The organism is Pseudomonas sp. 05N432 (assembly GCF_056396945.1).
Window position 1 is genome coordinate 18,441 of record NZ_JBFTMM010000027.1, and the last position, 20,685, is coordinate 39,125.

24 protein-coding genes are annotated in these 20,685 nt (G+C 58.8%); 18 read left to right on the forward strand and 6 right to left on the reverse strand.

From position 1 onward, the window contains the following. The first annotated feature begins 148 nt into the window (after positions 1-148). Complete coding sequence (locus tag AC1DHT_RS27130) at positions 149-490, forward strand: PA4575 family protein (RefSeq protein WP_427547030.1); 342 nt, start codon at positions 149-151, stop codon at positions 488-490. A 3-nt stretch (positions 491-493) separates the two neighbouring features. Here the strand turns inward: AC1DHT_RS27130 and AC1DHT_RS27135 are convergent, their stop codons facing one another. Continuing rightward, positions 494-2,323, reverse strand: a complete 1,830-nt coding sequence (locus AC1DHT_RS27135) for a hypothetical protein (protein WP_427547027.1) — start codon at positions 2,321-2,323, stop codon at positions 494-496. A 161-nt stretch (positions 2,324-2,484) separates the two neighbouring features. On the opposite strand from AC1DHT_RS27135, the gene AC1DHT_RS27140 reads away from it, so the two are divergent. The 3 genes from AC1DHT_RS27140 (at position 2,485) to AC1DHT_RS27150 (ending at position 4,160) form a co-directional block, all read left to right on the forward strand. After that, complete coding sequence (locus AC1DHT_RS27140; RefSeq protein WP_123423585.1) at positions 2,485-2,973, forward strand: TIGR00645 family protein; 489 nt, start codon at positions 2,485-2,487, stop codon at positions 2,971-2,973. A gap of 148 nt (positions 2,974-3,121) precedes the next feature. Next, a complete protein-coding gene (locus AC1DHT_RS27145; RefSeq protein WP_427534030.1) occupies positions 3,122-3,415 on the forward strand; it encodes a DUF6482 family protein in 294 nt (97 codons plus the stop codon). Positions 3,416-3,542: 127 nt separating this feature from the next. Continuing rightward, on the forward strand, positions 3,543-4,160 hold the full coding sequence (locus AC1DHT_RS27150) for an FKBP-type peptidyl-prolyl cis-trans isomerase (RefSeq protein WP_054595509.1): 618 nt from the start codon (positions 3,543-3,545) through the stop codon (positions 4,158-4,160). Positions 4,161-4,303: 143 nt separating this feature from the next. On the opposite strand, the gene AC1DHT_RS27155 is transcribed toward AC1DHT_RS27150, so the two are convergent. The 3 genes from AC1DHT_RS27155 to AC1DHT_RS27165 form a co-directional block, all read right to left on the reverse strand. Beyond that, complete coding sequence (locus tag AC1DHT_RS27155) at positions 4,304-4,561, reverse strand: PA4570 family protein (RefSeq protein ID WP_427534028.1); 258 nt, start codon at positions 4,559-4,561, stop codon at positions 4,304-4,306. Between the two features lie 205 nt (positions 4,562-4,766). Then, positions 4,767-5,108, reverse strand: coding sequence for a zinc ribbon domain-containing protein YjdM (locus AC1DHT_RS27160; protein ID WP_054595511.1), 342 nt, complete (start codon positions 5,106-5,108; stop codon positions 4,767-4,769). A gap of 118 nt (positions 5,109-5,226) precedes the next feature. Beyond that, positions 5,227-6,195, reverse strand: a complete 969-nt coding sequence (locus AC1DHT_RS27165) for a polyprenyl synthetase family protein (RefSeq protein WP_054595512.1) — start codon at positions 6,193-6,195, stop codon at positions 5,227-5,229. A 240-nt stretch (positions 6,196-6,435) separates the two neighbouring features. Between AC1DHT_RS27165 and rplU the strand changes: the two genes are divergently transcribed. The 5 genes from rplU to AC1DHT_RS27190 all read left to right on the forward strand — a co-directional run bounded on the left by rplU (position 6,436) and on the right by AC1DHT_RS27190 (position 10,180). Further along, positions 6,436-6,750 carry a 50S ribosomal protein L21 gene (rplU, locus tag AC1DHT_RS27170; RefSeq protein ID WP_003176051.1) on the forward strand — a complete coding sequence of 105 codons (315 nt, stop codon included), beginning with the start codon at positions 6,436-6,438 and terminating at the stop codon, positions 6,748-6,750. A 35-nt stretch (positions 6,751-6,785) separates the two neighbouring features. Next, entirely contained in the window at positions 6,786-7,043 is a 258-nt protein-coding gene (rpmA, locus tag AC1DHT_RS27175; RefSeq protein ID WP_003176049.1) for a 50S ribosomal protein L27, read from the forward strand. A 195-nt stretch (positions 7,044-7,238) separates the two neighbouring features. Beyond that, on the forward strand, positions 7,239-8,462 hold the full coding sequence (gene cgtA, locus AC1DHT_RS27180; protein WP_427546480.1) for an Obg family GTPase CgtA: 1,224 nt from the start codon (positions 7,239-7,241) through the stop codon (positions 8,460-8,462). Positions 8,463-8,585: 123 nt separating this feature from the next. After that, a complete protein-coding gene (proB, locus tag AC1DHT_RS27185) occupies positions 8,586-9,704 on the forward strand; it encodes a glutamate 5-kinase (RefSeq protein ID WP_427546486.1) in 1,119 nt (372 codons plus the stop codon). 11 nt (positions 9,705-9,715) lie between these two features. Further along, entirely contained in the window at positions 9,716-10,180 is a 465-nt protein-coding gene (locus tag AC1DHT_RS27190; protein WP_019691618.1) for a CreA family protein, read from the forward strand. Positions 10,181-10,364: 184 nt separating this feature from the next. On the opposite strand, the gene rpsT is transcribed toward AC1DHT_RS27190, so the two are convergent. Continuing rightward, positions 10,365-10,640 carry a 30S ribosomal protein S20 gene (gene rpsT / locus AC1DHT_RS27195; RefSeq protein ID WP_123583164.1) on the reverse strand — a complete coding sequence of 92 codons (276 nt, stop codon included), beginning with the start codon at positions 10,638-10,640 and terminating at the stop codon, positions 10,365-10,367. A gap of 251 nt (positions 10,641-10,891) precedes the next feature. On the opposite strand from rpsT, the gene murJ reads away from it, so the two are divergent. The 6 genes from murJ to ispH all read left to right on the forward strand — a co-directional run bounded on the left by murJ (position 10,892) and on the right by ispH (position 18,413). After that, positions 10,892-12,430 (forward strand): murein biosynthesis integral membrane protein MurJ, encoded by a 1,539-nt coding sequence (gene murJ, locus AC1DHT_RS27200; protein ID WP_427546476.1) that lies wholly within the window; start codon positions 10,892-10,894, stop codon positions 12,428-12,430. A 129-nt stretch (positions 12,431-12,559) separates the two neighbouring features. After that, a complete protein-coding gene (gene ribF / locus AC1DHT_RS27205) occupies positions 12,560-13,498 on the forward strand; it encodes a bifunctional riboflavin kinase/FAD synthetase (protein ID WP_429538987.1) in 939 nt (312 codons plus the stop codon). A gap of 13 nt (positions 13,499-13,511) precedes the next feature. Then, a complete protein-coding gene (gene ileS / locus AC1DHT_RS27210) occupies positions 13,512-16,343 on the forward strand; it encodes an isoleucine--tRNA ligase (protein WP_427546470.1) in 2,832 nt (943 codons plus the stop codon). After that, on the forward strand, positions 16,336-16,848 hold the full coding sequence (gene lspA / locus AC1DHT_RS27215; protein WP_019691622.1) for a signal peptidase II: 513 nt from the start codon (positions 16,336-16,338) through the stop codon (positions 16,846-16,848). The genes ileS and lspA overlap by 8 nt, the downstream gene beginning before the upstream one ends. Positions 16,849-16,855: 7 nt before the next feature. Further along, positions 16,856-17,293 carry an FKBP-type peptidyl-prolyl cis-trans isomerase gene (fkpB, locus tag AC1DHT_RS27220; RefSeq protein ID WP_427546483.1) on the forward strand — a complete coding sequence of 146 codons (438 nt, stop codon included), beginning with the start codon at positions 16,856-16,858 and terminating at the stop codon, positions 17,291-17,293. A 172-nt stretch (positions 17,294-17,465) separates the two neighbouring features. Beyond that, the gene (gene ispH, locus AC1DHT_RS27225) at positions 17,466-18,413 is read left to right on the forward strand and encodes a 4-hydroxy-3-methylbut-2-enyl diphosphate reductase (protein WP_427532331.1); all 948 of its coding nucleotides are present in this window, start codon (positions 17,466-17,468) and stop codon (positions 18,411-18,413) included. Here ispH and AC1DHT_RS27230 read toward each other — a convergent pair. Beyond that, a complete protein-coding gene (locus AC1DHT_RS27230) occupies positions 18,390-18,938 on the reverse strand; it encodes a GspH/FimT family pseudopilin (protein WP_427546467.1) in 549 nt (182 codons plus the stop codon). The two genes, ispH and AC1DHT_RS27230, sit on opposite strands and share 24 nt — an antisense overlap. Positions 18,939-19,061: 123 nt before the next feature. Here AC1DHT_RS27230 and AC1DHT_RS27235 point away from each other — a divergent pair, with 123 nt between their 5' ends. Genes AC1DHT_RS27235 through AC1DHT_RS27245 form a run of 3 tightly spaced genes read left to right on the forward strand, consistent with a single transcriptional unit; the run spans position 19,062 to position 20,685 of the window. Next, positions 19,062-19,535: a GspH/FimT family pseudopilin gene (locus AC1DHT_RS27235; RefSeq protein ID WP_427546464.1), complete on the forward strand. Its 474-nt coding sequence runs from the start codon at positions 19,062-19,064 to the stop codon at positions 19,533-19,535. Further along, entirely contained in the window at positions 19,532-19,978 is a 447-nt protein-coding gene (gene pilV, locus AC1DHT_RS27240; RefSeq protein WP_427546462.1) for a type IV pilus modification protein PilV, read from the forward strand. Before AC1DHT_RS27235 ends, pilV begins: the two co-directional genes overlap by 4 nt. Beyond that, positions 19,975-20,685 carry a PilW family protein gene (locus AC1DHT_RS27245; protein WP_427546460.1) on the forward strand — a complete coding sequence of 237 codons (711 nt, stop codon included), beginning with the start codon at positions 19,975-19,977 and terminating at the stop codon, positions 20,683-20,685. The genes pilV and AC1DHT_RS27245 overlap by 4 nt, the downstream gene beginning before the upstream one ends.

Here is a 20,685-nt window from a genome sequence, read left to right on the forward strand (position 1 = left end):
ACAACGACCATTCGGCGCCTTCTTGGCTCCGTCAACTTGCTGACTCGACTTTTCTTCTATGCTCAGGACAAGGACATCGACAGTCATCACTGGATCGAGACAGCCTTCCCGTGGAGGCTGAATACCCGATTTACCGAGGGTCGCCGCCATGCCGCGCAACCTCTGCCTCACCCGCCAATGCCTGGGCCTGGTTACCCGTATCGAATGCAGTATTCGCCCGCTTGCGGGGGACACCGGTATGTGGACCTTGTTGTTTGCCGCCGGAATGGCCGGTGAACAACCTTCCGCCATCAAGGCCCAGGGCCCGTTTCATGGTCCTTTCGTGGCCGAATCGATACTCGATACCATCGTTGAAAGCCTGACTCTGCACGGCTATCAGCTGGCCGATGACCCGCAAATCTGGTGTTTGCACTTGCAAGCCCAGCTGCGGGAAATCAATGGTGGGCGCTGCCGAAATTCGGGTGGTTTTCAGTTCACCCCCGAGCATTAGTGACTATTCGACAGGGTTGGGGTTTTCGGCCTTGTCGAGCTTGACCTCGAATCCGTATTCGACGGTATTGAGGTTGGTGCGCTGGTAGGTTTCCAGGCTGCTCGGCTGGCCGTAGAAATAATGCACCTCAACCACCGCCGGGCCTTCTGCACTGGCGTCGTGGCTGACCGCAAGAATCTCCTTCAGGTAATTCCCGTTCGCGTCCTTGGCGAAGAAGCGCCAGTCCTGGGCGGGGAATACTTTCTGGTCAACCACCAAGGCGTTGCCCTTGAGCTCCAGGCCTTTGGGCAGCTTCTGGGTGTCGAGGCTGCTTTTTTCAATATTGGCCAGAAACAACGGCATCGAGCCGACGGCATACGCCGGCGTCTCGGGGAACAAGGTCAGGTCGTAGGTGATGGTGGCGCGCAGCGGGTCGATTTCGAAGGCCTCGGCTGGCAATTCGATGGGCTCACCGCGTTTACCCTTATCGTTCTGGGTGAAGAAGGTCACCGGGGTGTCGCCAGGGCTGAATGAGGAGCCGAGCAGTTCGTCGTTGAAGGTTTTCGGGTGATCGAATTCGATGCGTGCCGCACTGGCGTCCTCGACGGACTGGTTGACGTGGATGTTCTTTTTCAGTTGTTCCTCATTCAGTGTGGCGCCTTTGAGCCAGGTCGCGGCCTGATCGTCGTACACAACCACGGGCAGGTTCAGGCTCTGGATGGTTTTATCCGTGGTATTGCGGTCGAAGCGGCGTACCGGCAGCTCCAGGTCCTTGCGGGTCACAGTGACGGCCGAGAAGTCGAGGGCATTGACTTCGAGGTTTTCGATCGGGCCGTTGAAGTACACCTTGGTGTAATGATGAGTCTGCTGGTGCTCGAACGCCTGTTGTTCGTCTTCGAGCTGTTTTTCGAACGCATCGCTCCAGGCGGTCTGCTTCTGCATCTCGGCCAGTTGTTTTTGATAGAACCCGATTTGTGCGGCGTCTTCGTTGATCGAGCCCGAGCGTGAGAGCAACTGCCCGGTCGTGTCCCTGGCCTGGACGATGAGCGGATTGAGCGGGGTATCGCTGACGTCTGGGGCCAGTGCTGCGCTGTTGTTGACTTCGACCTCGGCGTAGTTCTTTTCGAGGGCCTTCAGGGTGACGCTGATGTTGTCGTCAGTGCGGGTCTGGCCCACGTCTTTTTTCGTCAGGTCGAAGGTGAATACCTTGCGCGGTGCAATGACTTCGACTTTACCTTTCAGCGTCGTCGGTTGCGGCTGGCTTTTGTTGTCGAGCTCCGTGCCCTCGACAAAAGGGTAGGCCACGGTCAGGTCATCCGGATTGGTCAGGCTGGCGCTTGAAGGGCTCAACTGAATACCGGGATCGGTTTCCGACCATTCGGGCTGGAAAGGGATGACCTTCTTGTTGCTCAGCGTGACCGACTGCCATTCCAGCCCATGCGGGAAGGGAAACTCGGAAGGCATGTTGAAGCTGAAAGGGAACACCGGCTGCAAGTCGGTCAGGTAGTCGGAGCTGGAGTCCTTGCGCAACACGAACAGGCCGTTGATGTAAGTGTCGACCAGCGCCTGCGGCGTGGGATAGTGCTTGAGCAGGGCCATGGCGTCTTCGCCGTATTCGGTGGCGATCGGCTTGATGGCAAGCTTTTGCTGGGCGCGCTCGAGCAGCAGCAACGAGCCGCCGAGGTTGGCCACGGCATCCTTGAGCTGGGGATCCTGAATCGCGTCCAGCGACTTCTCGAACTGTGCGGTCTTCTCCTCGAGGCTTTGCGGGCGCTTCTCATCGCTGGGTGAGCAGCCGCCGATCAGTACCGCGAGGCAAAGGCCGACAGTCGTTAAAGGCAATCGCAAATCCATTTTCCGGTTTTCCTCTACAACGCAAATAAACGATGCGAATGCTTTGGACACTAGCAGAAAAACGCTTTGGCAGACTCGCAGGTTGTGGATTTGTCTGCGGTTTATGGGGTTTTGAGCGGCTGATATACTCGCCGCCGTTTAAAACCTTTGTGTGAGATTCAATGGAACGTTTTGTCGAAAATGCAATGTACGCCTCGCGCTGGCTGTTGGCGCCGATCTACTTCGGTTTGTCCCTGGGCCTGCTGGCCCTGGCGCTGAAATTCTTTCAGGAAGTCTTCCACGTTATCCCCAACGTGTTCTCGATGGCCGAGTCCGATCTGATTCTGGTGCTGTTGTCGCTGATCGACATGGCGCTGGTGGGCGGCTTGCTGGTGATGGTGATGATTTCCGGCTACGAAAACTTCGTGTCTGAACTCGACATCGATGACGGCAAGGAGAAGCTCAACTGGTTGGGCACGATGGACTCTTCTTCCCTGAAGATGAAAGTCGCGGCCTCGATCGTGGCGATTTCCTCGATCCACCTGTTGCGCATCTTCATGGACGCCAGGAACGTCGATCCCGAGCACCTGAAGTGGTACGTGATCATTCACATGACCTTCGTGATCTCGGCGTTTGCCATGGGCTACCTGGACAAGCTGACCAAGCACTGATCCGCTTGGGAATGTCCCCTGTGGCGAGCGAGCTTGCTCGCCACAGCCGTTGTGAAACGGACGGGCGGCGGCGTTTGCGGCTTGTGCTTTTGTGCGCCGAGGCATATCCCTGTAGGTGTCTCGGTTCGCCATTGCGCGGGGTGTGCCCATGAACCTGGAAGAGTTGAACGCCTATGCCCTCGCCGGGAAGGTTGATGAGCTGAATCTGATTTCGATGGAAGGCGGGATCTATCTGTTAGAGGCACGGATACATGGCGCCGCTCATCCAATCGACGACACCCATGGGCAAACACTGCATTTGCGTTCGGTGGAACATGCTCGTGAAGTCCTTCATGCCTTTCCCAAGCTGACATTCAACCTGATTCACACCTCGGTGCACGACGAGATGTGCGGTCTGGGCACCAGTGGGGAAGAGAGCCTGAAGGTGCCCATATCCCAATAGCGCTGACAGCCCTGATCACCGCAATGGCATCTGTGCTAGTCTGCTCGCCCTTTTGGTTCCGGGCGCTCCGGGATGCGCTGTGCACGCACGGCAATGTCCCGAGCCGTCCGCACAGCGGAGCAGTGTCATGTCCGAAGTAAATCTGTCCACCGACGAAACCCGCGTCAGCTACGGCATCGGCCGTCAGTTGGGCGACCAACTGCGCGACAACCCGCCACCGGGCGTTAGCCTGGACGCGATCCTGGCCGGTCTGACCGACGCATTCGCCGGTAAGGAAAGCCGTGTTGGCCAGGAAGCAATGTCTGCCAGCTTCAAGGTCATCCGCGAAATCATGCAAGCCGAAGCGGCTGCCAAGGCTGAAGCGGCCGCTGGCGAAGGCCTGGCATTCCTGGCTGAAAACGCCAAGCGTGACGGCATCACCACTCTGGCTTCCGGCCTGCAGTTCGAAGTACTGACTCAAGGTGAAGGCGCCAAGCCAACCCGTGAAGATCAAGTGCGCACTCACTACCACGGCACGCTGATCGACGGCACTGTGTTCGACAGCTCCTACGATCGTGGCCAGCCTGCAGAATTCCCGGTTGGCGGCGTGATCGCCGGCTGGACCGAAGCCCTGCAACTGATGAACGCCGGTAGCAAATGGCGCCTGTACGTGCCGAGCGAACTGGCTTACGGCGCACAAGGCGTTGGCAGCATTCCGCCGCACAGCGTTCTGGTGTTCGACGTCGAGCTGCTCGACGTTCTGTAAGCCCTGGCCTGTTGTTATGACGGGCCAATGTGGGAGCGAGCCGGCTCCGGGCGGCGTTCCGACGATGGCATCACCTCGGTTTCACAGGAAACCGAGGTGACCGCATCGCGAGCAGGCTCGCTCCCACAGTCTTTTGCGGTGTCTCATAGTTCGATCTTGTGGTGCAGTTCATTCATCGGGCGCAATGCCCGGGCGTAGCAGAACAGAAACAGGTTGCGCACCAGTTCCTTGAGCACCACCGGCTCGCTGGAACTCAGGCCATTGAGGTCGAGGTCGCCCTGGTCTTGCAGCTCACTCAAGGCTTCTTCTTCCAGTACCGCACACACTTCCCCGGTTTCCCGATGCAGGATCCTGAGGTACGGGTGTGGGCGATCCAGCCATGCATCGATCAAGTAAGTCATGATGCTCATCTCCTTTTTAATGGTTTGATGAGAATAATTCCTATTTAATTAATAGCAAGTACCTATTGGCGGTTTCTGCTGTTTTCTGTGGGGGAATTGCTGAGGATCAAAACGGCTGGCGTTTTGCTATTGGGCGGGATTGCTGGGGGATCAGGCGAGGGTGAGGCTCCATCCCACGCAGGGCGCAGGATGGAATACAGCAGGTTCAGACTTTTCTGACGAACTCGGACTTGAGCTTCATCGGGCCGATACCGTCGATCTTGCAGTCGATGTCGTGGTCGCCATCGCACAGACGGATGTTCTTGACCTTGGTGCCGACCTTGACCACCAGCGATGTGCCCTTGACCTTGAGGTCCTTGATCACGGTGATGGTGTCGCCATCTTGCAGGACGTTGCCGACCGAATCCTTTTTCACGGTTTCATCGGACGCTGCGTCGGCTTCACCATTGGCGGACCATTCGTGGGCGCACTCTGGGCAGATCAGTTGGGCGCCGTCTTCATAAGTGTATTCGGAATTGCATTTCGGGCAGGGTGGCAACGTGCTCACTAAAGCTCCTTGGATTCAGGATGGCTAAAAGCGCACATTATATAGGGTTTTAGGCAGGAGAGGGTGCAGCGGTGACAACCTGTGGGAGCGAGCCTGCTCGCTCCCACAAAGGGCAGTCTTAGTGCGTGCGGGCTACTGCAAATTCGCTCAGTTCGACCAATGCATCCCGGTATTCGCTGGCAGGCAGCATTTCGAGGCATTTGATCGCACGGGCCACATAATCGCGGGCCAGTTGTGCGGTGTAGTCCAGCGAACCCGAGGCTTCCACGGCGGCGCGGATGCTTTCCAGGTCTTCGATACCACCTTTCTGAATCGCCCGGCGCACCAGTGCCGCTTGCTCTGGCGTGCCTTCGCGCATGGTGTAGATCAGTGGCAGGGTCGGCTTGCCTTCGGCCAGATCGTCACCGACGTTCTTGCCCAGGGTTTCTGCGTCGCCTTTGTAATCCAGCAGGTCGTCGACCAGTTGGAAGGCCACACCGAGGTGGTCGCCAAAGGTGCGCAAGGCTTCGCTCTGTTCTGGCGTCGCGCCAGCCAGGGCCGCGGCGCTGTGGGTCGAAGCCTCGAAAAGCATCGCGGTTTTGCCGCGGATGACTTCCATGTAGGTTTCTTCGGTGGTGCTGGCGTCGCGCACCTTGGACAGCTGCAGGACTTCGCCTTCAGCGATGATCCGCGTGGCTTGCGAGAGAATCTTCATCACCGGCATCGAGCCCAGTTCGACCATCATCTCGAACGAGCGCGAGTACAGGAAATCACCCACCAGCACGCTCGGGGCGTTGCCCCACATGGCGTTGGCGGTCGAGCGGCCACGGCGCATGCCGGACATGTCGACCACGTCGTCATGCAGCAGGGTGGCGGTGTGCAGGAATTCGATGGTCGCGGCCAGCAGGCGCATGTCGTCGCCTTCGCGCCCCAGAGCCTTGCCACACAGCAACACTAATAAAGGGCGCAGGCGTTTACCGCCAGCCGAGGTAATGTAATCGCCGATTTTCGATACCAGCGGCACTCGGGAAGTCAGCTGCTTCTTGATGATGCCGTCGACGGCGTTAAAATCGTCCGCCACCGCGCGGTAGAAAGCTTGGGGTTGCATCAGCGACAGTCGCTCCAGAAGGGTTGCGCGGCATGCTAGGACCCACGTCCGGGCCTGTCAAGGCGCGATGGACGGCCACTTGCAACGCGCTCGTGGCTTGCGTACAATCGCGCACCCTGAACTTCCTGGGCAGCACCTGCCTTACGCAATTGCATTTGGGTCGTTCCATCCCATGCAGCCATGCCAGCCAATACTTCTTCTTATAAAGAGCTGGGTGAGCAGGATTATCGGAGAAATACCATGTCGTACGCAGTAATCGTTACTGGTGGCAAGCAATACAAGGTCGCCCCAGGTGAATACCTGAAGATCGAGAAACTGGAAATCGCTACCGGCGAATCCGTAACTTTTGATCGCGTTCTGTTGGTCGCCAATGGCGATGACGTGAATATCGGCGCTCCAGTTGTTGCTGGCGCTACCGTTGTGGCTGAAGTGATCTCCCAAGGTCGTCACGATAAAGTCCGCATCATCAAGTTCCGTCGTCGTAAGCACCACATGAAGCGTATGGGCCACCGCCAGTGGTACACCGAGATCAAAATCACCGGTATTCAGGCTTAATTTCAGCCTAATTCCTCACTAGGAGAATTGAACTCATGGCACACAAAAAAGCTGGTGGTAGTACCCGTAACGGTCGCGACTCAGAAGCCAAACGCCTTGGCGTGAAGATGTATGGCGGCCAGAAAATCATTCCGGGCAACATCATCGTGCGTCAGCGCGGCACCCAATTCCACGCCGGTTACGGTGTTGGCATGGGTAAAGATCACACCCTCTTCGCGAAAATCGAAGGCGTGATCAAGTTTGAAGTAAAAGGCGCGTTCAACCGCCGTTACGTGAGCGTTGTCGCGGCTTAATTGCGCGATCGCTGGAAAAGCCCTGTCTTGCGACGGGGCTTTTTCGTTTGTGGGGTGAGTCTCTTGCAAAACTGTTTGTATGGGCTGCCGGCGCTGGATTATGCGGTCGTTGATTGAGGTCGCTGCGCTCATTTTTGCAAGAGTCTTATGTCTTAGTGTTTTTCGGCTCGTCCGTATGGCGAGAGGCGTTTTGTTATGAAGTTTGTTGATGAAGTATCGATTCGAGTAAAGGCTGGCGACGGCGGTAATGGCTGCATGAGTTTCCGTCGGGAAAAATTCATCGAAAACGGCGGTCCTAACGGCGGTGACGGTGGTGACGGCGGCTCGGTCTACATGATCGCCGACGAAAACCTCAACACCCTGGTCGACTACCGTTACACCCGGCACTTCGATGCCGAGCGTGGCGCCAACGGCGGCAGCACTGACTGCACCGGTAAAAAAGGTGAAGAGTTGGTCCTGCGGGTTCCGGTCGGCACCACGGTCATTGACTCTGCTACGCAAGAAGTCATTGGCGACCTGACCAAGGCTGGTCAGTGTCTGCTGGTGGCTCATGGCGGCTGGCACGGTCTGGGTAACACCCGTTTCAAATCCAGTACCAACCGCGCGCCGCGCCAGACTACGCCAGGCAAGCCGGGCGAGCAGCGTGACCTCAAGCTGGAAATGAAGGTGTTGGCCGACGTGGGCCTGTTGGGCTTGCCGAATGCCGGTAAAAGTACCTTTATCCGTTCGGTCTCGGCGGCCAAGCCGAAAGTTGCTGATTATCCGTTTACCACCCTGGTGCCAAACCTTGGTGTGGTCAGCGTCGATCGCTGGAAAAGCTTCGTCATTGCCGACATTCCGGGTCTGATCGAAGGTGCTTCCGACGGCGCGGGCCTGGGGATTCGCTTCCTCAAGCACTTGTCGCGTACCCGTCTGTTGCTGCACCTCGTCGACATGGCGCCACTGGATGACACCAGTGCTCCAGACGCGGCTGAAGTGATTGTCAGCGAGCTGACCAAGTTCAGCCCTTCGCTGGCTGAGCGTGATCGCTGGTTGGTGCTGAACAAGTGCGACCAGATCCTTGAAGAAGAGCACGAAGAGCGGGTCAAGGAAATCGTTGATCGTCTGGAGTGGACCGGTCCGGTCTACGTGATCTCGGCCATTGCCAAAGAAGGCACCGAGCGCCTGACGCGCGACATCATGCGTTACCTGGAAGATCGTGCCGATCGTCTGGCTAACGACCCGGTCTACAAGGAAGAGCTGGCCGATCTCGATCAGCGCATCGAAGACGAAGCCCGTGCCCAGTTGCAGGCGCTGGATGACCAGCGTGCCCTGCGCCGCAGCGGCGTGAAGTCGGTCCATGACATCGGTGATGACGACTGGGACGAAGAAGATGTGGATGATGAAGATGGTCCGGAAATCATTTACGTGCGCGACTGATTCGTTGCAGTAAACTTAAGCGCCGCTCTATCGAGCGGCGTTTTGGTATCTGGAAATCGGTAGTCACGAATAACGTTACGGGCAGCGCTGGGTCGCGCTGTCCTCAAGCTAAGGTTGAAGATGATGCGGAGCAAGGTGACAGGTGCGCAGCGTTGGGTCGTGAAGATCGGCAGCGCATTGCTGACGGCTGACGGCAAGGGTCTGGATCGCGCAGCGATGAGCGTCTGGGTTGAGCAGATGGTCGCGCTGCATGAGGCGGGTGTCGAGCTGGTGCTGGTGTCCTCGGGGGCAGTAGCGGCAGGTATGAGTCGCCTTGGCTGGACCGCACGACCCAGTGCGATGCACGAGTTGCAGGCGGCTGCCGCCATCGGTCAGATGGGGTTGGTGCAGGCCTGGGAGTCGAGCTTTGCCGAGCATGGCCGGCACACGGCGCAGATTCTCCTGACTCACGATGACTTGTCCGATCGCAAGCGTTACCTCAATGCCCGCAGCACCTTGCGTGCGCTGGTCGATCTCAAGGTCATTCCAGTGATCAACGAGAACGATACGGTGGTCACCGATGAAATCCGTTTCGGCGACAACGATACGCTGGCGGCGCTGGTGGCCAACCTGGTCGAGGCTGACCTGTTGGTGATCCTGACCGATCGTGACGGCATGTTCGATGCTGATCCGCGCAACAACCCTGACGCCAAGCTGATTTATGAAGCGCGTGCTGATGATCCTGCATTGGATGCAGTGGCGGGCGGCACCGGCGGTGCGTTGGGTCGTGGCGGTATGCAGACCAAATTGCGCGCGGCGCGTCTGGCGGCGCGTTCGGGGGCTCACACGATCATCGTGGGTGGGCGTCTTGAGCGTGTGCTGGATCGTCTGAAGGCGGGCGAGCGCATCGGCACCTTGCTCTCGCCTGAGCGCGGCCTGCTGGCGGCGCGTAAGCAGTGGTTGGCCGGGCACTTGCAGACTCGCGGCACGCTGGTGCTGGATGAGGGTGCGGTCACGGCGTTGTCTCGGGGTAATAAAAGTCTGCTGCCGGTTGGTGTCAAGCTGGTTCAGGGCAGCTTCCGTCGCGGTGAAATGGTGGTGTGCGTGGCGCCGGACGGTCGTGAGATCGCCCGTGGCTTGGCCAACTACAGTGCGCTTGAGGCGCAAAAAATCATCGGTCAATCGTCTGAGGCGATTATCGGTTTGCTGGGTTACATGGCGGAGCCGGAGCTGGTTCACCGCGATAACCTGATTCTGGTTTAAGGAAAACGCGAATGCGCATGGCAAAAGGATTGTTGGGGTTGCTGTTGGCGATGCCGTTGCTGGCATCGGCGGAAGAAATCGGTCAGGTATCGACCGTGTTCAAATTCGTCGGGCCGAATGACCGCATCGTCGTCGAGGCCTTTGATGATCCGAAGGTCGATGGCGTGACCTGCTACCTGTCGCGAGCCAAGACGGGCGGCGTGAAGGGTGGTCTGGGGTTGGCCGAGGATCGGTCGGAAGCGTCCATCGCTTGTCGTCAGGTCGGGCCGATCAGCTTCAAGGGTGAGCTCAAGGATGGCGAAGAGGTGTTCAAGGAGCGCACATCGCTGGTGTTCAAGACCATGCAGGTGGTGCGTTTTCTCGACAAAAAGCGCAATACCCTGGTGTACCTGGTCTACAGCGATCGCCTGATCGAAGGCAGTCCGCAGAATGCGGTGACCGCGATTCCGATCTTGCCGTGGGCGCACGCCCAATAATCTGACGCAGTACCCTGTGGGAGCGAGCCTGCTCGCGATGAGGCTGTAACATTCAACATCATTGTTGACTGCTGTGCCGCCATCGCGAGCAGGCTCGCTCCCGCATTTTTTTTGGGGGTGTGCTTGCCAAATCGCAGGCAATAAAAAACCGACCCTGAGGTCGGTTTTTCAACAAGCTTATCGCTTAGGCAGCAGCAAGGCTCAGAGCCTTGACGTGGCCATTCAAGCGGCTCTTATGGCGAGCTGCCTTGTTCTTGTGGATGATGCCTTTATCGGCCATGCGGTCGATAACTGGCACAGCCAGAACGTAAGCGGCTTGCGCTTTTTCAGCGTCTTTTGCGTCGATGGCTTTAACTACATTCTTGATGTAGGTACGAACCATGGAACGCAGGCTGGCGTTGTGGCTGCGACGCTTCTCAGCCTGTTTTGCACGTTTTTTGGCGGAAGGTGTGTTGGCCACCGTCGAGCTCCTCGAAAGACTTTTTAGGAAATAGCAAACAAAATAGGCCGCGAATCATGCCGATGAGTTGAAGTCTTGTCAAGGGCGGGTGATGCGTTCCGCTGAGTGGTCGATCTAAAGAGGCGGGATATTTATTTCCGGCGCTTGACCTGTAAACTCGCGAGCTTTGGCTCTGTGCTGTTGCGGCGCGGAGTATCGCATAAGTGGGCGGTTTGTTCGCCTGCTGTTTATCGACAGGCAAAAACTCTTCAATGAACCTGCTTAAATCGTTGGCCGCTGTCAGCTCTATCACGATGCTTTCCCGGGTTCTGGGGTTCGTTCGTGACACGCTCGTCGCACGCATATTTGGCGCCGGGATGGCCACAGACGCCTTCTTTATCGCCTTCAAACTGCCCAACCTGTTGCGGCGAATCTTCGCCGAAGGGGCGTTTTCCCAGGCCTTTGTGCCGATTCTGGCGGAATACAAAAGCCAGCAGGGCGAGGAGGCGACACGTACCTTCATCGCTTACGTGTCGGGCTTGCTCACACTGGTACTGGCGCTGGTCACGATTCTGGGGATGGTCGCTGCGCCCTGGGTCATCTGGGCAACGGCCCCGGGGTTTACCAACACGCCGGAAAAATTCCAGCTGACCTCCAGTCTGTTGCGAGTGACCTTTCCTTATATATTGCTGATCTCGCTGTCCTCGCTGGCCGGGGCAATCCTCAATACCTGGAACCGTTTTTCGGTGCCGGCCTTTGTGCCGACCCTGCTCAACGTCAGCATGATCGTCTTCGCGCTGTTCCTGACGCCGTACTTCGATCCGCCGGTAATGGCTCTGGGCTGGGCTGTGCTGGTCGGTGGCCTGGCGCAATTGCTCTATCAGCTGCCGCACCTGAAAAAAATCGGCATGCTGGTGTTGCCGCGCCTGAACCTGCGCGACACCGGTGTCTGGCGCGTGATGAAACAGATGCTGCCGGCGATTCTCGGGGTCTCGGTCAGCCAGATTTCGCTGATCATCAACACCATTTTTGCCTCGTTTCTGGTGGCGGGCTCGGTGTCCTGGATGTATTACGCCGACCGCCTGATGGAGTTGCCATCCGGCGTTCTCGGTGTGGCATTGGGCACGATATTGCTGCCGACGCTGGCCAAAACCTACGCCAGTAAAGATCGCCACGAATACTCGCGCATTCTCGATTGGGGCCTGCGCCTGTGCTTCGTGCTGGTGCTGCCGTGCTCGCTGGCGCTGGGAATCCTGGCGGAGCCGCTGACCGTTTCGCTGTTCCAGTACGGTCAATTCAGCGCATTTGATGCCTTGATGACCCAGCGTGCCCTGATTGCCTACTCGGTCGGTTTGCTCGGGATTATCGTGATTAAAGTGCTGGCGCCGGGTTTCTACGCGCAACAAAACATTCGCACACCGGTAAAAATCGCGATTTTCACGCTGGTCGTCACTCAGCTGTTCAACCTGGCCTTGATCGGTCCGTTGAAGCACGCAGGGCTGGCCCTGGCGATTAGCGCGGGTGCGTGTCTCAACGCCGGTCTGTTGTTCTATCAATTGCGCAAACAGAAGATGTATCAGCCACAGCCGGGCTGGGGCCTGTTCGGGCTCAAGCTGGTGGTTGCTGTGACGGTGATGTCCGCAGTCTTGCTGGGGGCGATGCATTTCATGCCGGCCTGGGGCGAAGGGCACATGCCGATGCGTTTCCTGCGTCTGGGGGCTTTGGTGGGGGCGGGTGTGGTGACCTATTTCGGTATGTTGGCGTTGATGGGCTTCCGTCTGCGAGACTTCAATCGCAAGGCGTTGAACTGAAGACGTGGCATCAATAATCGCGGGTCGGGCGCCAGTTTTGTCGGTTCGATCACTTTGGGTTACGGTGTTGCCTGTTGTCGGCCGCCGGGTGTGGTTATAATCGACCACTTTATGAGCAAGAAGCGCGTTATGCAGCTGGTTCGAGGCCTCCACAATTTGCGCCCCCAGCATCGGGGCTGTGTCGCCACTATTGGCAACTTTGACGGTGTTCACCGTGGCCACCAGGCTATCCTGGCCCGGCTGCGTGAGCGGGCGCTCGAGTTGGGTGTACCCAGCTGCGTGGTGATTTTCGAGCCGCAGCCGCGTGAGTTTTTCGCCCCGGACACGGCCCCGGCCCGTCTGGCGCGCTTGCGCGACAAGTTGCAACTGCTGGCCGCCGAAGGTGTCGACCGGGTTCTGTGCCTGGCCTTCAATCATCGTTTGAGCAAGCTCAGCGCCGCCGAGTTCGTCGACACCATTCTGGTCGATGGCCTTGGCGTGCAGCATCTGGAGGTCGGTGACGACTTCCGTTTCGGCTGTGACCGGGTAGGGGATTTCGATTTCCTGCTACAGGCCGGGGCTGTTCAGGGGTTCACCGTCGAAGCGGCGCAGACCGTTGAACTGGACGGGTTGCGTGTCAGCAGCACCCAGGTGCGTAATGCCTTGGCCGCCGCTGATTTTACCTTGGCCGAGCGCTTGCTCGGTCATCCGTACGGGATTGCCGGGCGGGTCCTGCACGGGCAGAAGCTGGCGCGCCAATTGGGTACGCCAACGGCCAACGTGCAACTCAAGCGTCGTCGTGTACCGTTGACCGGGGTTTACCTGGTKAGCGTCGAAGTCGACGGCAAGACCTGGCCAGGTGTCGCCAATATTGGCGTTCGGCCAACGGTTGAAGGTGATGGCAAAGCCCACCTTGAAGTCCATATTCTAGATTTTGCCGGCGATCTGTATGACCGGCGTTTGACGGTGGTTTTCCACCAAAAGCTGCGCGAAGAGCAGCGTTTCGCCTCTCTGGAGGCGCTTAAGACGGCGATCAATGCGGATGTCGCCGCCGCCCGTGCCCTAGCCGCACCTAGCGCCAATCGCTAATGAAGAGCCTTAAATGACCGACTATAAAGCCACGCTAAACCTTCCGGACACCGCCTTCCCAATGAAGGCCGGCCTGCCTCAGCGCGAACCGCAGATTCTGCAGCGCTGGGACAGCATTGGCCTGTACCAGAAGTTGCGTGAGATTGGTAAGGATCGTCCGAAGTTCGTTCTGCACGACGGTCCTCCGTATGCCAACGGCACCATTCATATCGGTCATGCGCTCAACAAGATTCTCAAGGACATGATCATCCGCTCGAAGACCCTTTCGGGTTTCGACGCGCCTTATGTTCCGGGCTGGGACTGCCACGGTCTGCCGATCGAGCACAAAGTCGAAGTGACTCACGGCAAGAACCTCACGGCGGATAAAACCCGTGAGCTGTGCCGTGCCTACGCCACCGAACAGATCGAAGGCCAGAAGTCCGAGTTCATCCGTCTGGGTGTGCTGGGTGACTTCGCCAACCCGTACAAGACCATGGACTTCAAGAACGAGGCCGGTGAAATCCGTGCCTTGGCTGAAATCGTCAAGGGTGGTTTCGTGTTCAAGGGCCTCAAGCCTGTGAACTGGTGCTTCGACTGCGGTTCGGCCCTGGCTGAAGCTGAAGTTGAATACGAGAACAAAAAGTCCTCGACCATCGACGTCGCCTTCCCGATTGCCGACGAAGCCAAACTGGCTGCCGCCTTCGGCCTGCCATCGTTGGGCAAACCGGCTTCGATCGTGATCTGGACCACCACCCCGTGGACCATTCCGGCCAACCAGGCGCTGAACGTTCACCCCGAGTTCAACTACGCCCTGGTCGACGTCGGCGACAAATTGCTGGTGCTGGCTGAAGAGCTGGTCGAGTCGTGCCTGGCTCGCTACAACCTCGAAGGCTCGGTCATCGCCACCGCCACTGGTGCGGCGCTGGAACTGATCAACTTCCGTCACCCGTTCTACGATCGCTTGTCGCCGGTTTACCTGGCCGAGTATGTTGAACTGGGCGCCGGCACTGGCGTGGTTCACTCCTCGCCAGCCTACGGCGTAGACGACTTCGTGACCTGCAAAGCTTACGGCATGGTCAACGACGACATTCTCAATCCGGTGCAAAGCAACGGCGTCTACGTGCCGTCGCTGGAGTTCTTCGGCGGCCAGTTCATCTGGAAGGCCAACCCGGCCATCGTCGACAAACTGACGGAAGTCGGTGCGCTGCTGCACACCTCCGTCATCGAACACAGCTACATGCACTGCTGGCGTCACAAGACCCCGCTGATCTACCGCGCTACCGCGCAGTGGTTCATCGGCATGGACAAACAGCCGGCGACTGGCGACACCTTGCGCAAACGTGCGATCAAAGCCATCGAAGACACCAAATTCGTTCCGGCCTGGGGCCAGGCGCGCCTGCACTCGATGATCGCCAACCGTCCGGACTGGTGCATCTCCCGCCAGCGCAACTGGGGCGTGCCGATCCCGTTCTTCCTGCACAAGGAAAGCGGCGAACTGCACCCACGTACCGTCGAGCTGATGGAGGAGGTCGCCCAGCGCGTCGAAGTTGAAGGTATCGAAGCCTGGTTCAAGATGGACGCAGCCGAGTTGCTCGGTGACGAAGCGCCGCAGTACGACAAGATCAGCGACACCCTCGATGTCTGGTTCGATTCGGGCACCACGCACTGGCACGTCCTGCGCGGTTCGCACCCGATGGGCCACGACAACGGTCCGCGCGCCGACCTGTACCTGGAAGGTTCCGACCAACACCGTGGCTGGTTCCACTCGTCGCTGTTGACCGGTTGCGCCATCGACAACCACGCGCCGTACCGCGAACTGCTGACCCACGGTTTCACCGTCGACGAAGCCGGCCGCAAGATGTCCAAGTCGTTGGGCAACGTGATCGCGCCGCAGAAAGTCAACGACACCCTGGGCGCTGACATCATGCGCTTGTGGGTCGCTTCGACCGATTATTCGGGCGAAATGGCGGTTTCCGACCAGATCCTGCAACGCAGTGCGGACGCCTACCGGCGGATCCGTAACACCGCGCGCTTCCTGCTTTCCAACCTGACCGGTTTCAACCCGGCCACCGACATCCTGCCGGCAGAAGAAATGCTCGCGCTGGACCGTTGGGCCGTGGACCGTACCTTGCTGCTGCAACGCGAGCTGCAAGAGCACTACGGCGAATACCGTTTCTGGAACGTCTATTCCAAGGTGCACAACTTCTGCGTGCAGGAGCTGGGTGGTTTCTACCTCGACATCATCAAGGACCGTCAGTACACCACTGGCGCCAACAGCAAGGCCCGCCGTTCGGCGCAAACCGCGCTGTTCCACATCTCCGAAGCGCTGGTGCGCTGGATCGCGCCGATCCTCGCCTTCACCGCTGATGAGCTGTGGCAATACCTGCCGGGCGAGCGCAATGAATCGGTCATGCTCAACACCTGGTACGAAGGCCTCAGCGAGTTGCCGGAAGGCTTCGAACTGGACCGCGCCTACTGGGAGCGGATCATGGCGGTCAAGGTCGCGGTCAACAAGGAAATGGAAATCCAGCGCGCGGCCAAGGCCGTGGGCGGTAACCTGCAAGCCGAAGTGACGCTGTTCGCCGAAGAGGCACTGAGCGCCGACCTGGCCAAGCTGAGCAACGAACTGCGCTTCGTGCTGATCACCTCGACAGCCAGCATTGCACCGTTCGTGCAAGCGCCGGCCGACGCGGTTGAAACCGAAGTCAGCGGTCTGAAACTCAAGGTGGTCAAGTCGAGCTTCGCCAAGTGCGCCCGTTGCTGGCACTGCCGTGAAGACGTCGGCGTGAACCCGGAGCATCCGGAAATCTGCGGTCGTTGTGTCGACAACATCAGCGGTGCGGGCGAGGTTCGTCACTATGCCTAACGCTGCTAGCCGTTTCGGACGGCTGAGCTGGCTTTGGTTGAGCGTGCTGGTTCTGGTCATTGACCAGGCCAGCAAGTTTCACTTCGAAAGCTCGCTGACCATGTACCAGCAAATCGTGGTGATCCCTGATTACTTCAGCTGGACCCTGGCCTACAACACGGGCGCGGCATTCAGCTTCCTGGCTGACAGCTCCGGCTGGCAGCGCTGGTTGTTTGCCCTGATCGCGGTCGTGGTCAGTGCGGTGCTGGTGGTCTGGCTCAAACGTCTGGGGCGCAACGACACCTGGCTGGCGATTGCGCTGGCACTGGTGCTCGGCGGCGCGCTGGGCAACCTGTACGACCGCATTGCCCTGGGCCATGTGATCGATTTCATTCTGGTACATTGGCAGAACCGCTGGTATTTCCCGGCGTTCAATTTTGCCGACAGTGCCATCAGCGTCGGGGCCGTGATGCTCGCGCTGGATATGTTCAAAAGCAAGAAGACCGGAGAAGCCGTTCATGACTGAACAGGTATTGGCTGAGCAACGCATCGGCCAGAATACGGAAGTCACTTTGCACTTTGCATTGCGCCTGGAGAACGGCGACACCGTCGACAGTACCTTCGACAAAGCCCCGGCGACCTTCAAGGTCGGCGACGGTAACCTGCTGCCAGGTTTCGAAGCTGCGCTGTTTGGCTTCAAGGCGGGTGACAAGCGTAATCTGACGATTGAGCCAGAAAACGCCTTTGGCCAGCCCAACCCGCAAAACGTGCAGATCATCCCGCGTTCGCAGTTCCAGGATATGGAACTGTCCGAAGGCCTGCTGGTGATCTTCAACGATGCGGCGAATACTGAGCTGCCCGGTGTGGTCAAGGCATTCGATGACGCTCAGGTGACCATCGACTTCAACCACCCGCTGGCCGGCAAGACATTGACCTTTGACGTAGAAATCATCAACGTCAAAGCGCTGTAACTGATCCAATGAGATCAACTGTGGGAGCGAGCCTGCTCGCGATGAGTGCCTGACATTCAACAATGATGGTGACTGACACTCCACCATCGCGAGCAGGCTCGCTCCCACAGTAAGGTTTTTCACTGTTTTCACTGTTTTCGCTATTTCTTGCGCGCAAGACACGAGGCACAGCATGCAAATCAAACTCGCCAACCCCCGTGGCTTTTGCGCCGGCGTGGACCGGGCGATCGAAATCGTCAACCGCGCCCTGGAAGTCTTCGGGCCGCCGATCTATGTGCGCCACGAAGTGGTCCATAACAAATTCGTCGTTGAAGACCTGCGCGCACGCGGGGCTATCTTCGTTGAAGAACTGGACCAGGTGCCGGACGACGTCATCGTGATTTTCAGCGCCCATGGGGTTTCCCAGGCCGTTCGTGCAGAAGCCGCAGGCCGTGGCCTGAAGGTCTTCGATGCGACCTGCCCATTGGTGACCAAAGTGCACATCGAAGTGGCGCGCTACAGCCGCGACGGTCGTGAGTGCATTCTGATTGGCCACGCCGGTCACCCGGAAGTCGAAGGCACCATGGGCCAGTACGACGCCAGCAACGGTGGTGCGATCTACCTCGTCGAAGACGAAAAGGACGTTGCCGCGCTGAACGTGCGCAACCCTGAAACACTCGCCTTCGTCACTCAGACCACCTTGTCGATGGACGACACCAGCCGTGTGATCGATGCCTTGCGCACTCGTTTCCCGGCCATTGGCGGCCCACGCAAGGACGACATCTGCTACGCCACGCAAAACCGTCAGGACGCGGTCAAGCAACTGGCTGACGAATGTGACGTGGTGCTGGTGGTCGGCAGCCCGAACAGCTCCAACTCCAACCGCTTGCGCGAGCTGGCCGAGCGCATGTCCACCCCGGCGTACCTGATCGACGGTGCCGAAGACATGCAGCGCAGCTGGTTCGATGGCGTCGAGCGTATCGGCATCACTGCCGGGGCCTCGGCACCGGAAGTGCTGGTTCGTGGCGTTATCGAGCAACTGCAGGCCTGGGGGGCTACCGGCGCCGATGAGCTGGCCGGTCGCGAGGAGAACATCACCTTCTCCATGCCCAAAGAGCTACGCGTTCGCTCCCTGCTCTGATTCCTCACTTCCCGCACACAAGGCCTGCTCGGCCTTGTCGCTGCGCAGGCTGACGCGGCCGCTTCTGGACAGCACCACCTGGTGATGACTGACCGGCTCGCGGTCCGCGCAGATGTGCAACGTCCCGGCCTGAAAGGCACCGCTGGGCAACTGCGGCTCGCCCAGACCGCTGAACCGTACGAAACTCCTCACCGGCCGATTGCCCACAATCGGCACCCCGACGCTTGTCTGGCGCTCGAGCAACAGCGGGTTGCTGCTGTCCTGATGCCCCTCGCCACTCATGTCCAGAATGATTCGCCAGCCTTGACCCCAATCGTCGTTCAACGCGTGGATGACAAGGGTCTGATTGCGCAAGATGGCCTCGGTGCGGGCATTGCGCATGCCACTGGCAAGTGTTTGCGCCGCGGTCTCGCGACTCACTGATTGCGTGTACTCGCTGAGCACCGGACTGACCTGGTGCAGAACGATCGCTGCGATTGCCAGTCCGATAAGCAGTTCTATCAGACCGAAACCCTTCTGATGCATGGCATCTCCTTCCCTGGAGAGGGCGTTGGGTTGTGCAACGAATGTCAAAACAACCCTGCGGCTACCGGTTGAATGTTCTAGCTTGATACAGCTAGGTGTAGTCGTTGGCAGCGGAGGGCAGCGATGAATCATCGTACAAAAGGTTTCACGCTGGTCGAATTGCTGGTGATCCTTGCGGTCATGGCGATTCTGCTCACCCTGGCGGTCCCGGCGTTCAACAGTTCAATACAGAACGCCAAGGCCGATACCGAAATCAGTGATCTGCAGCGAGGGCTCAATTACGCCAGGCTGGAGGCGATCGACCGGGGCATCACTACGCGGGTTCGGCCAACTGCCGGCGGCAGCGTCTGGACCGGGGAGTTGACGGTGTACGACAGCACTGGCTCACCGGCGAATGTATTGCGGGTTATTCCGGCGATGAGCAGCGGCGCCACTCTGACGCTAACCTCTGGAGTGACCAGCATCGATTTCAACAACTTGGGTGGGTTATCGGCGCCGGCCACGGCAGTGCTGTTCAATTACGTATCAGGGGCGCAGAGCCGGACGCTCAGCGTGTGTTTAAACGGACGGATTGTCTTGGGTGGAAGTTGCGGATGACAGGAGCGGGATCGCGTGCACAGGACGGCATGACACTGATCGAAGTGTTGGTTGCGCTGTTGATTCTGAGCGTAGGGCTATTGGGCGCGGCGGCGACTCAGCTGAATGCGCTGAAGTACACCGACAGCTCGCTGATGAGCAGCCAGGCGAGCTTTATCGCCTACGACATGATGGACCGGATTCGCGCCAATTCCGCGGCCGACTACACCATCACGCCGCCGACCTCGGGCAATTTGAATGTTACCCGGGATCAGGACCTGTATGACTTCACCACCAATATCACAAGCTTCGGCGGCCCGACCGCTACGGGCAGCATTACCCTGAACCAGCGGGTGTATACCATCACCATTACCTGGGATGACTCGCGGGCAGCCGCCGCTACTTCGACTCGCAGCTTTGTCCTGAGCAGCCGCGCCACCGTCGATCCGTTGGTGACGCCATGAGTCGATCGTCCCGAGGGTTTGGTCTGATCGAGCTGATGATCGCCATGGCGATCAGCCTGATCGTGGTGCTCGGCGTGGCGCAGATTTTTATATCGGCGAAAAGCACCTATATCAGCCAGAACACCTCTGCCGGGATGCAGGAGGATGCGCGGTTTGCCCTGAGTAAAATGATTCAGGAAATTCGCATGGTCGGCATGTTCGGTTGCCTGGGGACGATTACCGACGCGAGCTCGGCCGGCGACTTCAATGCCAACCAGATCACCCCCATCAGTTGGGACAACACCGCGCTCAAACTGACCCTCGTGACGTCTGATGTCGGCGGCAACGGTGGCGTGCCTACCTGGACTGTGGTGTCTGACTGCCGAACCAGCGCAACGGCCTACTCAGGGGCGCACACCCCGGCAGCCGGGCAATTGGCGTTTCCGATCCGACGGTTGGCCTATAGCCTGAGCAATGGCCAGATCCTGATGACCTCTGGCACCGGCGGTGCATCGGCGGTACTGGTGAACAACGTCAGTGCTTTCAACGTGACCTTCGGCATGGCCACCAGCGCCACCGATGTTGCCGCGTCGAGTTACAGCAGCAATCCGACCGACCCGGCGCGAATCCGCAGTGTGCGCTTGACCCTCACCCTGGCGGACCCCAACAACCGCGTGCGCAATCAGACCTTCAACGTGGTTGCCGCTTTGCGCAACCGGTTGATGTAG

What these genes read in the sequence shown, in the direction of transcription:
- AC1DHT_RS27130 (WP_427547030.1), top strand. Translation starts at nt 149, where the DNA reads ATGCCGCGCAACCTCTGCCTCACCCGCCAATGCCTGGGCCTGGTTACC.
- AC1DHT_RS27135 (WP_427547027.1), bottom strand. Translation starts at nt 2,323, where the DNA reads ATGGATTTGCGATTGCCTTTAACGACTGTCGGCCTTTGCCTCGCGGTA.
- AC1DHT_RS27140 (WP_123423585.1), top strand. Translation starts at nt 2,485, where the DNA reads ATGGAACGTTTTGTCGAAAATGCAATGTACGCCTCGCGCTGGCTGTTG.
- AC1DHT_RS27145 (WP_427534030.1), top strand. Translation starts at nt 3,122, where the DNA reads ATGAACCTGGAAGAGTTGAACGCCTATGCCCTCGCCGGGAAGGTTGAT.
- AC1DHT_RS27150 (WP_054595509.1), top strand. Translation starts at nt 3,543, where the DNA reads ATGTCCGAAGTAAATCTGTCCACCGACGAAACCCGCGTCAGCTACGGC.
- AC1DHT_RS27155 (WP_427534028.1), bottom strand. Translation starts at nt 4,561, where the DNA reads ATGACTTACTTGATCGATGCATGGCTGGATCGCCCACACCCGTACCTC.
- AC1DHT_RS27165 (WP_054595512.1), bottom strand. Translation starts at nt 6,195, where the DNA reads ATGCAACCCCAAGCTTTCTACCGCGCGGTGGCGGACGATTTTAACGCC.
- rplU (WP_003176051.1), top strand. Translation starts at nt 6,436, where the DNA reads ATGTCGTACGCAGTAATCGTTACTGGTGGCAAGCAATACAAGGTCGCC.
- rpmA (WP_003176049.1), top strand. Translation starts at nt 6,786, where the DNA reads ATGGCACACAAAAAAGCTGGTGGTAGTACCCGTAACGGTCGCGACTCA.
- cgtA (WP_427546480.1), top strand. Translation starts at nt 7,239, where the DNA reads ATGAAGTTTGTTGATGAAGTATCGATTCGAGTAAAGGCTGGCGACGGC.
- proB (WP_427546486.1), top strand. Translation starts at nt 8,586, where the DNA reads ATGCGGAGCAAGGTGACAGGTGCGCAGCGTTGGGTCGTGAAGATCGGC.
- AC1DHT_RS27190 (WP_019691618.1), top strand. Translation starts at nt 9,716, where the DNA reads ATGCGCATGGCAAAAGGATTGTTGGGGTTGCTGTTGGCGATGCCGTTG.
- murJ (WP_427546476.1), top strand. Translation starts at nt 10,892, where the DNA reads ATGAACCTGCTTAAATCGTTGGCCGCTGTCAGCTCTATCACGATGCTT.
- ileS (WP_427546470.1), top strand. Translation starts at nt 13,512, where the DNA reads ATGACCGACTATAAAGCCACGCTAAACCTTCCGGACACCGCCTTCCCA.
- lspA (WP_019691622.1), top strand. Translation starts at nt 16,336, where the DNA reads ATGCCTAACGCTGCTAGCCGTTTCGGACGGCTGAGCTGGCTTTGGTTG.
- ispH (WP_427532331.1), top strand. Translation starts at nt 17,466, where the DNA reads ATGCAAATCAAACTCGCCAACCCCCGTGGCTTTTGCGCCGGCGTGGAC.
- AC1DHT_RS27230 (WP_427546467.1), bottom strand. Translation starts at nt 18,938, where the DNA reads ATGCATCAGAAGGGTTTCGGTCTGATAGAACTGCTTATCGGACTGGCA.
- AC1DHT_RS27235 (WP_427546464.1), top strand. Translation starts at nt 19,062, where the DNA reads ATGAATCATCGTACAAAAGGTTTCACGCTGGTCGAATTGCTGGTGATC.
- pilV (WP_427546462.1), top strand. Translation starts at nt 19,532, where the DNA reads ATGACAGGAGCGGGATCGCGTGCACAGGACGGCATGACACTGATCGAA.
- AC1DHT_RS27245 (WP_427546460.1), top strand. Translation starts at nt 19,975, where the DNA reads ATGAGTCGATCGTCCCGAGGGTTTGGTCTGATCGAGCTGATGATCGCC.